Genomic DNA, 14,204 nt, shown 5'->3' with positions numbered 1-14,204 from the left:
CGCCTAGGGAGCGAGGCGAGAAAACTCTCCTCCGTCATGGCCGGGCTTGTCCCGGCCATCCACGTCTTGGGCCGTGCGAAGAGCGTGGATGCCCGGCACAAGGCCGGGCATGACGAAGTCAGCAAGGTATGAGCAAGCCATGTCCGACAATGACGACGTCCCGTTCAACCGCAACTTTCCGCTGAAGCCCGGCTTCGTCGAGGAGGTCCGCCCCGGCGTGCGGCGCGTGCTCTGCAACAATCCGAGCCCGTTCACCTTCACCGGCACGGTCAGTTACATCGTGGGCAAGGGCAATGTTGCGATCATCGATCCCGGTCCGGACGATGAGGCGCATGCGTCTGCGCTGCTCGATGCCGTCCGCGGCGAGACGGTGAGCCATATCTTCGTCACCCACACCCACCGCGACCATTCGCCGAACACCGCGCGCATCAAGCAGGCGACAGGTGCGCCGGTCTATGCCGAAGGCCCGCATCGCGCCTCGCGCCCGCGTTTCGAGAGCGAGAAACACAATCCGGAATCCGGCGCCGACCGCGATTTTGCGCCAGACGTCAACCTCGCGCACGGCGACGTCGTCGAAGGCGACGGCTGGCGGCTCGAGGCCGTGGCGACGCCCGGCCACACGGCCAATCATCTGGCATTCGCCTGGCCCGAGCGAAAGTTCAACTTCGTCGGCGATCACGTGATGGGCTGGTCGACCTCCATCGTGGCGCCACCCGACGGCTCGATGATCGACTACATGGATTCGCTGGACCGACTCGCGGCACGCGAGGAGGATCTCTACTTCTCAGGCCACGGCCCCGAGATCTCCGAGGGCCAGCGCTTCGTGCGCTTCCTGATCCGTCACCGCAAGGCGCGTGAGGCCTCGATCCTGCACCGCCTCGCCAAGGGCGAGACCGACATCCCGACGATGGTCCGCGCGATCTATATCGGTATCGATCCGAGGCTGACGACGGCCGCCGGCTACTCCGTGCTGGCGCACCTCGAAGACCTGGTCGCACGCGGCGTGGTCGCGACCGATGGCGATCCCGTGATCGGCGGGACATATCGGATGGCGAACGCGTAGCTCTCCGCCGTCATTCCGGGGCGATGCGCAGCATCGAACCCGGAATCTCGCGCCATATTTTCGAGATCCCGGGTTCGCCGCCTTGCGGCGCCCCGGGATGACGCTAGCGCGTCACTTCTTCACCGTCTTCGCCGGCGCCTTGGGCGGCGCGACCGGCGTCTTCTTCACCGGCTTGAGCGCGTCGGCATCGGCGGCGGTGTTGAGATCGTCGATGAACTTCTTGATGCGCGCGGCGTTGCTGCCGAGATCGCTGTCGAAATTGCGCGAAGCGGAGCGCATGTCGACCCGGGAATCATCGCCATCCGGCACGACCCTTATCGAAACGTCCTCGCGAAAACCCATGATCGGCGTGCGCGCCACCGCCTCGATGCGGCCGATGCGGCGCGGCGGCTGCGGCGCGCGCTCGTCGATGACGATCCATTTGCGCTTGTGCACGAGCTGGAGCGCGATTGCATAGGCGCGGTCGACGGAAATCTCGAGCTCGACGGGCACGATTTCGGGATAGAAGCGGCGCTGCTGCTCCGCCGAGTAGAGGCCGGCATAGACCGCGGTGTTGGTGCCCTCGCCGGTGCGCAGCCGCGCCATCGCGTCGAAGCGCGGCGGATCGATCGGGTCGGTGGTGATGTCGTAGATGGACGGCAGCTTGCGATACTGCAGGCCGAGATAGGCGGGATAGGCGAGGATTGCGCCGTCGATCAGGAAGGCGAGCAGGATGCGCGCCATGCCCCGCGAGCCGTTCTGCCAGATCGCGGCAAAGCCCGCGAGCCCGAACAAGATCGAGAGGCCGGCGATCGCGAGCCCGCCGAAGAAAGTCGCAAGCGCCGGCTTCGGCTCCAGGAAATCGAAGCGGACGACGATGACCGACACCACCACCGCCACCACCGCGAACACGGCCAGATTGCGCGCCCAGCTCGCCAGGCTGGACACGGGCTCCGACTGATAGGGAGCGGAAAACCTGCGGGCCATCGGTGAGCTCTGCCGGATGTTGAGGGCGGCGCCGGCCGATCTGGCGCGACGATACGCCGTTGAGACCACGGCCCGAGAGCAAATTCAAGGGACTCACCCTCCCCTGGATGGGTCCGGGACGAGCGTAGCTCGCCCGTGGTTGATCGCGCAGAGCGCGAGCGGGGTGGGGTGACAGTCTCTCCGTCAGGGCGCTACCCGTGTGGAGAGATCACCCCACCCCGTCTCACATTGCGCTTCGCTCCATGTGAGCCGACCCTCCCCCTCCAGGGGAGGGTGGCAGCCAGCCCTTTACGCCGCCGCGTTCGGGAAGCGATAATCCTTGAACTGGTCGCGCAGCGCCGTCTTCAGGATCTTGCCGGTGGCCGTATGTGGGATGCCTTCGACGAAGGCGACGTCGTCGGGCATCCACCATTTGGCGATCTTGCCATCCATGAACTTCAGGATGTCCTCGCGTTTGGCCTGCTGGCCCTGCTTGAGCTGCACGATCAAAAGCGGCCGCTCATCCCATTTGGGATGGAATACGCCGATCACGGCGGCTTCCGCCACGGCCGGATGGCCGACTGCGAGGTTTTCGAGGTCGATCGAGGAGATCCACTCGCCGCCGGACTTGATCACGTCCTTGGAGCGGTCGGTGATCCGCATGTAGCCGTCCTCGTCGATCGTCGAGACGTCGCCGGTGTCGAAGAAGCCGTCTTCGTCGAGGATGTTGGTGTCGACGCGGTAATAGGCCTTGGCGACCGCGGGGCCGGAGACCTTGAGCCGGCCGAACGTCTTGCCGTCCCAGGGCAGCTCCTTGCCGGCATCGTCGGTGATCTTCATCTGCACCGCGAAGGGCGCATAACCCTGCATCTGGAGCACGTCGAGCTTGGCATCGCCCGTCGCATTGTGGAACGGAGGCTTCAGCGCCGCGACGCTGCCGATCGGGCTCATCTCGGTCATGCCCCACGCGTGACGGACGTTGGAGCCCATGTCGAGGAAGGCCTTGATCATCGAGCGCGGCATCGCCGAGCCGCCGCAGATCACCATCTTCAAATCCGGCAGCTTGAGATTGTTGGCGGCCATGTGCTGAAGCAGCATCAGCCACACCGTCGGCACGCCGGCGGTGTGCGTCACCTTCTCGGTCGAGAGCAGCTCATAGACCGAGGCGCCGTCGAGCTTGGCGCCGGGCATGACCAGCTTGGTGCCCTGCGAGGGCGCGGAAAAGGCGATGCCCCAGCTGTTGGCATGGAACAGCGGAACCACCGGCAGCATTGTCTCGGACGCGCTGGTGCCGAGCGCGTCGACATTGTTGGCCATCAGCGCGTGCAACACGTTGGAGCGATGCGAGTACAGCACACCCTTGGGATCGCCGGTCGTGCCGGAGGTGTAACACATCGCCGCTGCCGTGTTCTCGTCGAACTCCTTCCACTTGAATTTGCCGTCGGCCTCGGCGATCCAGTCCTCGTAGGCGACCACATTTTTCAGCGTGGTCTCAGGCATATGCTCCTTGTCGGTGAGCACGACGTAGCGCTCCACGCTAGGCAACTTGTCGGCGATCTTCTCCAGGATCGGAACGAAGGTGATGTCGGTCATCACGATGCGGTCCTGCGCATGATTGATGATCCAGGCGATCTGCTCCGGGAAAAGGCGAGGATTGACCGTGTGGCAGATGGCACCGATCCCCATGATGCCGTACCAGACCTCGAGATGGCGCCAGGTGTTCCAGGCGATCGTTGCGACCCGGTCGCCGAGCTTGATACCGTCGCGCTCCAGCATCTGCGAGACCTTGAGCGCGCGCTTGTGGATCTCGGCGTAGGTGGTGCGGTGGATCGGTCCCTCGACCGAGCGTGTGACCACCTCCTGCTTGCCATGAATCCTGGCGGCGTGTTCGATGATCCGGTGGCAGAGCAGGGGCCAATCTTGCATCAAACCGAGCATTCCGACGTTCCTCCGAAAAGTCGCTGGGCGCGTTGTCGCTCTCAGCATTGGGCCAAAGACTTGTCATGACTTTTAGCGTGCCGGACTTTCGCCGCAAATGGTCTTGTCGCGGCTATATGTCCGTCGGCGCGGCAATGGTTACCGCCGCGCTCGGGCTGCTGCTCGTGCCTGTCGAGAGGGCAGAGGCGCGAAAACATGCTTCGCCGCTGGACATTTTTGGCATTACCGCACCACGGCCGCGCGCGAAGGTTCACTCCGTCAAGATCCCGTTACCGAGACCCCGTCCCGATGAAGCGCCGAAGACTTCGGACGAGTCTCCGCCGGAGGCAGAGGGAAAGCCGTCTGCCGACCAGCCGAGCGCCGACAAGCCTGCCGAGGCTACATCGCCACCCCAGAAACAGGCCTCAGCCTGCCGCCTCGCGCTGACGGAGGACATTGCGATCGCGCCCTCGATCCCGGACATCCGCGGCCCCGGCGCCTGCGGCGGCGAGGATCTGGTGCGGCTTGAAGCCGTCGTGCTGCCGGACAAGCGCAAGGTGACGGTCAAGCCGGCGGCGATCCTTCGCTGCACCATGGCGTCCGCGATCGCCGATTGGCTGCGCAAGGACATGGTGCCGCTGGCCACCAGCCTCGGCTCGCCCATCAGCGACCTCGACAATTTCGATTCCTTCGAGTGCCGCGGTCGCAACCGCGTCGCCGGCGCGCTGCTGTCCGAGCACGGCAAGGCCAATGCCATCGACATCCGCGCCATCAAGCTCGCCAATGGGCAGTCGATCGGTCTCACGGACCGCACGCTATCGCGCGACGTTCGCGAGCGCGTGCTGCACTCGGTCTGCGCGCGCTTTTCCACCGTGCTCGGTCCTGGCTCGGACTGGTACCATGAGGACCACGTTCATCTCGACCTGGCGCAGCGCCGCAACGACTACCGCATCTGCCAGTGGAACGTCTGGGATCCTCTGCCGCAGGTCGCCCCGCTCCTGCCGGCGGAACGTCCCGAGGAGGCGCCGCCGCGCGAGGTCGCGGCCAAGCCTGAGGCGAAGGAAGGTGCTGACGACGAGCCCGCGGAGAAATCGTCTTCACCTGAAGAGAAATCGCTCCCCGCCAAGAAGTCTCAATCGTCCAAGCAGGCAACAAAAAAGCGCCGGTAAAACCGGCGCCTTTTGTTGTCCAGAGGTCGGAGGCGATCAGTAGCTGGCCGCCTGGCCGGTTTGGCTGTTGCCGAGCGCCAATCGCGAATTGTACGGCGAGTCGCCGTGCTTGGGCTCGAGCACCACGACGAGGGTGCCAACCTTGACGCGATCATAGAGATCGATCGCGTCCTCGTTGGTCAGGCGGATGCAGCCTGACGAGATCGAGGCACCGATATATTCCGGCTGGTTGGTGCCGTGGATGCGGAACAGCGTGTCCTTGCCCCCCGAATAGAGGTACAGCGCGCGGGAACCCATCGGATTGTCCGGGCCGGGGGCGACATAGGTCGGCACGCCCAGACGCGAAATTTCGCCGGGGGTGGGGTGCCAGGCCGGCCACTCGGTCTTGCTGCCCACCTTGGCGATGCCCGACCAGGCCATGGCCTCTTCGCCAACGGTGATGCCGTAGCGGATCGCCTTGCCGCCCTCGAGCACGTAGTAGAGGTAATGGTTGTCGGAATCGACCACGATCGAGCCCGGCGACTCCTTGCGGTGGTATTCGACGATGGCGCGGCGGAACGGCTCTGCAACCGGGGTGTTCTCGTATTTGACCTTGGCGAGCAGTTCCTTGTCCTTCGGCTTGAAGGCCTTGGTGTCGGTCGCCTCATAGTGAGTGGCCTGCATGCAGCCCGACAGCATCAGGCCGGCGGCCAAAATCCCCAACATAACTTTCAGCGACGACATGGTTTGGTTCCAATCAAAACAATACCGTGCGGAAGGCTTGAGCTTGGCGCCCAAGTTCCTCGACTCCGTTAAGCCCATTATCGTTGAAATCCGCCACAATTCCAGCTCTGAAGGGCTTATCCCGCGCTACGAGGGCCCAGCTGTGGCTTTTCTGCCGCAAATTTTGCGCTGTTGTGCGGGTTTTTCGGCAGGACGCGGCGAACTGTCGATTCCGTGCCACGGTTGAGCCTCGGATCGCCACAAGTCCAAACGCCCCGTTAATGTTGTTGTCATCGTGAACCTGCCAGAATCGCGCTAAGGGCTGGCTGTCGCAGGATCTCTGGAGCTTTTCATGTTTTCGGTGTTTGTTCCCTCCGAGTCCGTCCTCAAGAAGGCTGTCATCGAGGATCTTGCGGCTGTGCCGGAGAACGCCGTCTGGATCGACCTGGTCAATCCGAGCGCGGCTGAGGACAAGGCGGTGGAGCGGCTCGCGGGCATCGCCATCCCGACCCGGGAAGACATGCAGGAGATCGAGATCTCCAGCCGCCTCTATATGGAGAATGGCGCGCGCTACATGACGGCGACGCTGATGTGCCACTCCGATACCGACATGCCCAGGACCACGGCGGTGACGTTCATCCTCGGCGACCACCGCCTGGTGACGGTACGGTACGACCTGCCGAAGCCGTTCGCCCTGGTCGAGGCCAAGCTCTCCCGCTCCTGCACGCCTTCCATCACCGGCGAGATGGTGCTGATGGAGCTGCTGGACGCGGTGATCGACCGCTGCGCCGACATTCTGGAGCGCTGCGGCGCCGAGATCGACCAGGTCTCGCATGACATCTTCGAGCCCGAGAGCGAGCGCCATGGGCAGGCAAAGAGGTACTCCCAGATCCTGATCTCGATCGGCCGCAAAGGCGATTTGACCTCGAAGGTTCGCGAGAGTCTGGTGTCGATCGGTCGCGTCGTGACGTTCCTGTCTGCGGTCGTCGAAGGCGTGAAATGGTCGAAGGACATGCGCGAGCAGCTCAAGACCATGCAGCGCGACGTCGCCTCGCTGACCGACCACGCCTCCTATCTCTCCAGCAAGATCACCTTCGTGCTCGACGCCATGCTCGGTGTCGTCAATCTCGAGCAGAACAACATCATCAAGCTGTTCTCGGTGATGGCCGTCGTCCTGATGCCACCGACGCTGATCGCCTCGGTCTACGGCATGAACTTCAAGGTGATGCCGGAACTCGAATGGGTGCACGGCTATCCGATGGCGCTGGTGATGATGCTGATCGCCGCCATCGTCCCGTACTGGATCTTCAAGTGGAAGAAGTGGCTGTAGGAGTCATGCTTGGGCAAAGATCCCTACCGAGATCTTACGCCGCTCGCAGAGACACGGTAGATCGTGTCGCAGAATAGATCGGGATTGAGGCGGCGCCGTGATGTCCGCGCCGTGCCGCAATTCCTCCGGTAAAATTTGAGCGGTGGGCTGAACGTTTGCGCGAAACTTGTCTGCGATAAGCAGTGCGTAGCCGCGAGGAACAGCCATGGTTGAGAAACACATAACGTCGCCCCGCAACGTCATCGATCTGGCGAACTATCGTCAGGTCGTGGCGAGCGGCAAGGCGCCGTCGATGTCGGCACGCATGTGCCGGCACTGTGGTGCTCCGCTGCTCGATGGTGAGAACGACGACGACTGCTCGACTGCATTCAGCACGGCCGCTCCGCGGCCACGCGAGAGGTCGCGTCGGATTCGACTCGATTGAGGAACGGAAGGTAAGGGCGATCCAGGCCTTGCGGCGGCGTTGTCTGGATCGCCTTGCTTCCGCCCGCGAGCTGCAACCAAACTCAGCTGTGCAATTGGGTTCGTCGTTCCGGGGGCGGTCCGCTGGACCGAACCCGGAAGCTCGACATTCCGGGCTCGATGCTTGCATCGCCCCGGAATGACCCTTGCCTAAACGTGCTGGCCGCCGTTGATGTGGATCTCGGCGCCGTTGACGTAAGAGCTGGTGTCCGTGCACAGCACGTAGATGATTTTTGCCACTTCGTCGGGCGTGCCGAGGCGGTGCATCGGGATCTGCTGCTCGACGATCTTCTCGGTGCCCGGCGACAGGATCGAGGTGTCGATCTCGCCCGGGGCGATCGCGTTGACGCGCACCCCGACGCGGCCGAAATCGGAGGCCATCTCGCGCGTCAGCGAGGCGAGCGCGGCTTTGGAGGTGGCGTAGGCGGCGCCCGCGAAGGGGTGCACGCGCGAGCCCGCGATCGAAGTGACGTTGACGACCGAGCCCTTGGCCGCCTTCAATTCCTCGATCAGCCCGCGGGCCATCATGATCGGCGCGAAGAAGTTGACATGGAAGACATGCGTCCAGGTGTCGAGGTCGGTGTCGACCGAGCCGAGCCTGGAGCCGCCCGGACCCTTCGGCGAGATCGCGGCGTTGTTGACCAGCGCATGCAGCATGCCGCCCTCTAGCCGGTTGCGGATATCGGAGATCGCGCGCGCAGTGTCCCTGGGATCGCCGAGGTCGACCTGGATGTGGTCCTCGGGCCCCGCGTCCCACGGGCAGTCCTCCGGGAAGGGATGCCGTGAGCAGGTGATGACGCGCCACCCCGCCGAGGAAAAGCGGATCACGGTGGCGTGGCCGATGCCGCGGCTTGCTCCGGTCAGGAGCAGCGTACGACGCGGCGCATTGGACGAATGCGGCATGGACATCTTTCAGGTCGGCCCAAAGCTCGAGGCAAGTTTCAAGATGAGGATCAAGGGTACATCCGCGTCTTGGACCATTTCTGGCCGGCGGCGTCACGGCGAAATTCGATGCGGTCGTGCAGACGGAAGGGGCGGTCGTGCCAGAACTCGATCCGCAGCGGCGTGATGCGCCAGCCGCTCCAGCCCGGCGGCCGCGGCACTTCGCCGATGACATATCTGGTTGCGACCTTGGCGATGGCCTGCTCGAAGGCGAAGCGGCTCTCTAGCTCTTGCGACTGCTTGCTCGCCCAGGCGCCGATCTGGGCCTGCTTGGGGCGGGTGGCGAAATAGGCGTCGGCTTCAGTGTCGGTCACCGGCGTCACGTTGCCGCGGATGCGGACCTGACGGCGCAGCGACTTCCAGTGAAACAGTAACGCTGCCTTAGGATTTGCGGCGAGTTCGCGGCCCTTCTGGCTGGCGATGTGGCTGTAGAAGACGAAACCCTCGGTATCGAAGCCCTTCATCAGCACCATGCGGACGTCAGGCAGCCCGTCGGGGTCGACGGTTGCGAGCGCCATGGCATTCGGATCGTTCGGCTCGCTCTTGGTCGCCTCGTTCAGCCAGGCCTCGAACAGCGCAAATGGCTCGTCGGCGGCGGTGAAATCACCGGATGTTAAGGGTGTCTGGTGTTTCATCGAAGTCGTGTCGGTCATGTCTGGAGTCCGAGTTGCGTCCCGCGGCCCAAAATGCGTTGTTGTCCGCTACCGCCCTATATAGGGCATGGGAACGCGTTGGCCTATCGGCGATCCGGCCCTCCGGCCTCGGCGTGACGATGATTCTGATCGGGCTCGGCACCGGCGGCTGCAGCTTCTCCCGCAACGACATGAGTGCCTACGCCAAGACTGACGACAGCGATCTCACCGGCTCGATCGCGCGGCCGGCGAGAGACGCGGCGCCCACCGAGACCGATCTCGCCTTCGCGCGCAATGCCGCCTCCGACGTCCTCAGCAAGGGCGACAAGGATTCCAGCCAGCACTGGGAGAATCCCGAGACCGGGGCGCGCGGCTCGGTGACGCCGATCGCCCAGTCCTATGCCGCCGAGGACGGACGCAGATGCCGCGACTTCCTGGCGAGCTACGTCAACGGCAGTACCGAAAGCTGGCTTCAGGGCGCCGGCTGCCAAAGGAGCCGTGGCCGTTGGGAGATTCATACGCTAAAGCCGTGGCGGAGCTAGGTTCACCACGCTCCTAGTTGCAAAAATGCCACTCTCTTCCCACATGATCCGCAGGTGGGGCGGGGAGCCCTTTGAACAATTCGATTTCTTGAAGGAGACGTGACGAATGCGCGACCCCTATGAGGTCTTGGGGGTGCCGCGGAGCGCCAGCGCTGCCGCGATCAAGAGCGCCTATCGCAAGCTGGCCAAGAAGCATCATCCGGACAGCAACAAGGGTGATCCGAAGGCCGCCGAGCGCTTCGCCGAGATCAACTCGGCCAACGAGATCCTCGGCGACGAGGACAAGCGCAAGCAGTTTGACCGCGGCGAGATTGATGCCGAGGGCAAGCCACGCTTCCAGGGTTTTCCTGGCGGCGGGGGGCCGCGCGGCCGCGCGGGTCCCGGCGGGTTCGAAAGCTATACGTTCCGGGGCGGCGGGGCGGGTGGCGCCCCGGGCGGCGGCGCGTTCGAGGATATCCTCAACAGCATGTTCGGCGGCGGGATGCGCGGCGCCCGGCCTGGGGCTGGCGGCGGCGCCCAGTTCGAATTCGATACCGGCGGCATTGGGCTGGATCTCGATGTGAATGTCGCCATGTCCGTCTCGCTGGAAGAGTCGGCCAAGGGGGGCGAGAAGCGCGTCCGGCTGCCGACGGGCAAGGAGCTCAACGTCAAGATTCCGGCCGGCGTCACCGAGGGCCAGCAGATTCGGCTCCGGGGGCAGGGCGAGAGCGCGCAGGGCCATCCGCCGGGCGATCTCCTGATCACCATCAACATCGCGCCGCACCCGTTTTTCAAGGTCGAGGGCGCCGACCTCAGGATCGACCTGCCGGTGACGTTGTATGAGGCGGTGCTCGGCGGCAAGGTCCGCGTGCCCACCCTCGGCAATGCCGTGGAGCTTTCGGTTCCGAAGAACACCTCCAGCGGCCGGACCTTCCGCCTCAAGGGCAAGGGCTTGCCGAAAGCTGGTGGAGCCGGGGATCTCTTCGTTACCATCAGGATTATGCTACCGGACGGGAACGACGCCGAGCTAGAAGCATTGATGGAGAAGTGGCGGGACCACCACCCCTACAATCCGCGTAGCGGGCTCGGCTAGGGCGCGATCGGAGCATTCTCTTGCCGAAAGGATGATGCTCAACTTGGGTCTGAAGCGCAGCGCGCTTCGACGCTGACTTCAAGACGTGTCGGCTGTCCGGCGGGGCAGCCGTCAATAAGGTGCGGCCTCGAGAGGGGGACCAGCGCGGTACCAAAGCCCCAATCGAGGCCGCCCGCGTCGATCGGCGGATCGAACGCTGCTCATTTTCGCGTCATCATCCGGTGCGATAATGAGACGCGCCGATGTCTTGATTCCAAATTTTCAATGACGGAATCGAGGCATCCGCGTCTCGAAGCGCGTCGAGAGCGTGGCTTCGGCCATGGCGCTGCTGTCAGGTGCCGTTCTTCTCTGCCTGGTCGTACACGGCCTGCGCCACCTTCGTCAGCCGCTCGCGATCACCCCCACCGCTGACGACGTAGCCGACGCCGCGTTCGGCCCAGAACAGCGCTCCGTCCTTGTCCGTTCTGGCGTAGCGCATCTGCGTCGCACCAGTCTCGGTCTTGGCGGTGTAAATCGTGTACCGCTCACCCGAGGCGCCCTCATACATCAGGAACGACGCCGGACCGCTCGGCCCGGGCAGAAGCCGGCCACCGACAAGCTTCAGCCCGCTCGCCTCCAGGTTCGGAGCGAACACCGTCCAGCCGCAGCGCCGGGTCAGCCAGGCCTGGAGATGGTCACGCTCGTTGCCGCCGACTTCGACGGGATGGCGGACCTCGACGACGTAGAGGCGGTGGGCATCGAGCGCGTCGGCCGTGAGGCTCTGGAACGTGGAGGGCGCGTTGGCGGCGCCATGTGCCACCCAGCCGGCCGTGCCGCCGGCGACGAAAGCAACCAGCACGGCCGCGGCGGCGCCATAGAGCCATTGCCGCGGGCGGCGCTCCAGCCGCTCGAGCTCCAGCCGTGCCGGCACCGACTCCTGCGCGACGGAATCGTAGCGGGCGTGCAGCATCTCGGCCATGGTCCGCCAGGATTGGACCCGCTCGGCATCGTCAGGGTGGGCGGCGAGCCAGGCCTCGACGTCGGCGCGACGTTCCGTCGGCAGCTCGCCGTCGACATAGGCGTGCAGCTCGTCTTCGGTCACCGGGATCTTGCGGTCGTTCATATCGGTCGTCTCTGGCTCTGCGGCCCAAAAAATCGTTCGTGGCTCAACTTCGCTCGCGTCCTCGACTGGCTGCGGGCGCACGATGTGCGATGCATTACGCTGTCCTCATTTCACCCGCCTGAGCGCCGGGCGCTCACCCTCCAGCGAGGCTTTAACGTGGGCCCGTGCACGTGCCAGGCGCGACATCACGGTGCCGATCGGCACGCCCTGAATGTCGGCGACCTCGCGATAGCTCATGCCTTCCAGCATCACCAGGAGCAGCACCGAACGCTGTTCCTCGACGAGGGTGGCCAGCGCCTTCTCGATGTCACGTCCTTCGGCCTCGGTCCCGCTGGCATCCGGGTTGTTCTCCGTCAGCGGCATGAATTGCGGCCGCCTTGCCAGTGAGCGCCGCCGGTTCTTGTTGAGGTTGGTCAGGATCGTATAGAGCCAGCTCCTGACGTCGCCTCCGAGAAACAGGCGTTCCGAACGCAGCGCGCGCACCAATGTATCCTGCACCAGATCGTCGGCCGCATCCGCATCGCGCGTGAGCGCGCGGGCGTAGCGGCGCAACGCCGGGATCATGACTTCCACACTCTGGCGAAACGCGTTCATTGTTGTCTTGAAGTCCCAGCGTTCGGCGCGAGCGCCTCAACGATCATAACACCCGAGCGGAACGGCTATTCCGGCACTCGAAACAGCGTTAACGCCGCGTATTAGGGCTGTACCGCAGGGGAGGGCTGGTGTACCTCCAGACCTCAACGAGAGTTCGACGGGACGTTCAAGATGGCGCAGAATTCAGGTCTGATGCAGGGCAAGCGCGGGGTGATCCTCGGCGTTGCCAACAACCGCTCGATCGCCTGGGGCATTGCCAAGGCATGCCACGCGGCCGGCGCCGAGCTCGCGTTCACCTATCAGGGCGATGCGCTGAAGAAACGCGTCGAGCCGCTTGCCGCCGAGATCGGCGGTCTCGTGCTCGGCCATTGCGACGTCACGGATGCCGCGACCATCGACGCCGCCTTCGCGGTGCTGAAGGAGAAGTGGGGCAAGATCGACTTCCTGGTGCACGCGATCGCCTATGGCGAGCAGCTCGACGGCCGCTACGTCGACACGACGCAGGAGAATTTTTCGAAGTCGATGCTGATCTCCTGCTACTCTTTCACGGCCGTGGCGCAGCGCGCCGAGAAGCTGATGACGGATGGTGGCTCGCTGATCACGCTCAGCTATTACGGCGCCGAGAAGTGGATGCCGCACTACAATGTCATGGGCGTGGCGAAGGCGGCGCTGGAGGCCAGCGTGCGCTATCTCGCCGCCGATCTCGGCGAGAAGAACATTCGCGTCAACGCCATCTCGGCAGGTCCGATCAAGACGCTCGCCGCGTCCGGCATTGGCGACTTCCGCTATATCCTGAAGTGGAACGAATACAACGCGCCGATGCGGCGCAACGTCTCCACCGAGGACGTCGGCAACAGCGCGCTGTATTTCCTCTCCGACCTCTCGCGCGGCGTCACCGGCGAGGTGCATCATGTCGATTCCGGTTATCACGTGCTCGGCATGAAGCGGCCCGACGCGCCGGACATCTCGCTGGGCGGGAAGGACTAGCCCTAAGCCGGAATGCCCGTGCCCACGATCTACTTCCTTCGCCATGGCGAGACCGAGTGGAACGCGCTCGGGCGACTCCAGGGCACCAAGGACGTCCCGCTGAATGCGCGCGGCCGGGCCCAGGCCGTGCAGGCGGCCGGCATTCTGGCCGATCTGTTCAGGCGCGAGGGAAGGGACAGGGCAGCGCTGCCTTACGTGTCGAGCCCGCTCGGCCGTGCGCGGCAGACCATGGAGCTCGCGCGCGAGAAGCTTGAATTGCCGGCTTCGGACTATTCGCTCGACGATCGCCTGCGTGAGATCGGCTACGGCGTCTGGGAGGGGCTGACGCTGGCCGAGAGCGAAGCCTCCGATCCGGATGTCTATGCGAGGCGCCTCGCCGACAAATGGACCGTCGCGCCCGCGGGCGGGGAGACCTACGCGGCCGTGCAGCTGCGCATGCTCGACTGGTACGAGTCGCTTCTGGTCGATACGGTGGCCGTCGCCCATGGCGGCACCTGCCGGGCCCTGATGGTGGCCCTGGGCATCGAGACCCCCGTCAGCGCTGCCGAGCTCTTTATCGAGCAGGGCGCGGTCTACGTGTTCTGCGACGGCCGGCTGGAGAAGTTTAGTTAGGCTCCTCACCGTCATTCCGGGGCGCCCGAAGGGCGAACCCGGAATCTCGAGATTCCGGGTTCGATGCTGCGCATCGCCCCGGAATGACGGGAACGGGGTTGAATGCCGTGTTCCCGGGCGCTACCACAAGTCA

15 protein-coding genes are annotated in these 14,204 nt (G+C 64.5%); 8 read left to right on the top strand and 7 right to left on the bottom strand.

Going from position 1 to position 14,204, the window contains the following annotated elements; translation table 11 throughout:
- Positions 1-139 precede the first annotated feature (139 nt).
- Positions 140-1,063 carry an MBL fold metallo-hydrolase gene (locus tag ACM42_RS23780; RefSeq protein WP_271530201.1) on the top strand — a complete coding sequence of 308 codons (924 nt, stop codon included), beginning with the start codon at positions 140-142 and terminating at the stop codon, positions 1,061-1,063.
- Between the two features lie 111 nt (positions 1,064-1,174).
- Here ACM42_RS23780 and ACM42_RS23775 read toward each other — a convergent pair whose 3' ends face one another.
- Together ACM42_RS23775 and ACM42_RS23770 are read right to left on the bottom strand one after the other, a co-directional pair.
- A complete protein-coding gene (locus tag ACM42_RS23775) occupies positions 1,175-2,029 on the bottom strand; it encodes a DUF1499 domain-containing protein (RefSeq protein WP_271530200.1) in 855 nt (284 codons plus the stop codon).
- A 288-nt stretch (positions 2,030-2,317) separates the two neighbouring features.
- Positions 2,318-3,946 (bottom strand): fatty-acid--CoA ligase, encoded by a 1,629-nt coding sequence (locus tag ACM42_RS23770; RefSeq protein ID WP_271530199.1) that lies wholly within the window; start codon positions 3,944-3,946, stop codon positions 2,318-2,320.
- Positions 3,947-4,011: 65 nt separating this feature from the next.
- Here ACM42_RS23770 and ACM42_RS23765 point away from each other — a divergent pair, with 65 nt between their 5' ends.
- On the top strand, positions 4,012-5,094 hold the full coding sequence (locus ACM42_RS23765) for an extensin family protein (RefSeq protein ID WP_271530198.1): 1,083 nt from the start codon (positions 4,012-4,014) through the stop codon (positions 5,092-5,094).
- A 36-nt stretch (positions 5,095-5,130) separates the two neighbouring features.
- On the opposite strand, the gene ACM42_RS23760 is transcribed toward ACM42_RS23765, so the two are convergent.
- Entirely contained in the window at positions 5,131-5,817 is a 687-nt protein-coding gene (locus ACM42_RS23760; protein WP_271530197.1) for a L,D-transpeptidase, read from the bottom strand.
- A 331-nt stretch (positions 5,818-6,148) separates the two neighbouring features.
- Between ACM42_RS23760 and ACM42_RS23755 the strand changes: the two genes are divergently transcribed.
- Together ACM42_RS23755 and ACM42_RS23750 are read left to right on the top strand one after the other, a co-directional pair.
- Positions 6,149-7,126 carry a magnesium transporter CorA family protein gene (locus tag ACM42_RS23755; protein ID WP_271530196.1) on the top strand — a complete coding sequence of 326 codons (978 nt, stop codon included), beginning with the start codon at positions 6,149-6,151 and terminating at the stop codon, positions 7,124-7,126.
- A gap of 205 nt (positions 7,127-7,331) precedes the next feature.
- Positions 7,332-7,550: a hypothetical protein gene (locus tag ACM42_RS23750; protein WP_124159684.1), complete on the top strand. Its 219-nt coding sequence runs from the start codon at positions 7,332-7,334 to the stop codon at positions 7,548-7,550.
- Between the two features lie 188 nt (positions 7,551-7,738).
- Here the strand turns inward: ACM42_RS23750 and ACM42_RS23745 are convergent, their stop codons facing one another.
- Both ACM42_RS23745 and pdxH read right to left on the bottom strand, forming a co-directional pair.
- Positions 7,739-8,491 carry an SDR family NAD(P)-dependent oxidoreductase gene (locus ACM42_RS23745; protein ID WP_271530195.1) on the bottom strand — a complete coding sequence of 251 codons (753 nt, stop codon included), beginning with the start codon at positions 8,489-8,491 and terminating at the stop codon, positions 7,739-7,741.
- Positions 8,492-8,541: 50 nt separating this feature from the next.
- Positions 8,542-9,183 carry a pyridoxamine 5'-phosphate oxidase gene (gene pdxH / locus ACM42_RS23740; protein ID WP_271530194.1) on the bottom strand — a complete coding sequence of 214 codons (642 nt, stop codon included), beginning with the start codon at positions 9,181-9,183 and terminating at the stop codon, positions 8,542-8,544.
- Positions 9,184-9,302: 119 nt separating this feature from the next.
- Between pdxH and ACM42_RS23735 the strand changes: the two genes are divergently transcribed.
- The gene (locus tag ACM42_RS23735; protein WP_271530277.1) at positions 9,303-9,704 is read left to right on the top strand and encodes an RT0821/Lpp0805 family surface protein; all 402 of its coding nucleotides are present in this window, start codon (positions 9,303-9,305) and stop codon (positions 9,702-9,704) included.
- A gap of 106 nt (positions 9,705-9,810) precedes the next feature.
- Complete coding sequence (locus ACM42_RS23730; protein ID WP_271530193.1) at positions 9,811-10,776, top strand: J domain-containing protein; 966 nt, start codon at positions 9,811-9,813, stop codon at positions 10,774-10,776.
- A 331-nt stretch (positions 10,777-11,107) separates the two neighbouring features.
- On the opposite strand, the gene ACM42_RS23725 is transcribed toward ACM42_RS23730, so the two are convergent.
- Both ACM42_RS23725 and ACM42_RS23720 read right to left on the bottom strand, forming a co-directional pair.
- Positions 11,108-11,878, bottom strand: coding sequence for an anti-sigma factor family protein (locus ACM42_RS23725; protein ID WP_271530192.1), 771 nt, complete (start codon positions 11,876-11,878; stop codon positions 11,108-11,110).
- 105 nt (positions 11,879-11,983) lie between these two features.
- Complete coding sequence (locus ACM42_RS23720) at positions 11,984-12,472, bottom strand: sigma-70 family RNA polymerase sigma factor (protein WP_028180365.1); 489 nt, start codon at positions 12,470-12,472, stop codon at positions 11,984-11,986.
- Positions 12,473-12,643: 171 nt separating this feature from the next.
- Here ACM42_RS23720 and fabI point away from each other — a divergent pair, with 171 nt between their 5' ends.
- Positions 12,644-13,459, top strand: coding sequence for an enoyl-ACP reductase FabI (gene fabI / locus ACM42_RS23715; RefSeq protein WP_124159677.1), 816 nt, complete (start codon positions 12,644-12,646; stop codon positions 13,457-13,459).
- 12 nt (positions 13,460-13,471) lie between these two features.
- Positions 13,472-14,071, top strand: a complete 600-nt coding sequence (locus tag ACM42_RS23710) for a histidine phosphatase family protein (RefSeq protein ID WP_271530191.1) — start codon at positions 13,472-13,474, stop codon at positions 14,069-14,071.
- Positions 14,072-14,204: the final 133 nt, after the last annotated feature.

It is taken from the genome of Bradyrhizobium sp. CCBAU 25338 (assembly GCF_028128965.1).
Taxonomy (GTDB): domain Bacteria; phylum Pseudomonadota; class Alphaproteobacteria; order Rhizobiales; family Xanthobacteraceae; genus Bradyrhizobium; species Bradyrhizobium liaoningense.
The sequence above is the reverse complement of the archived record's forward strand: the minus strand, read 5'-3'. Positions and strand labels throughout refer to the sequence as shown.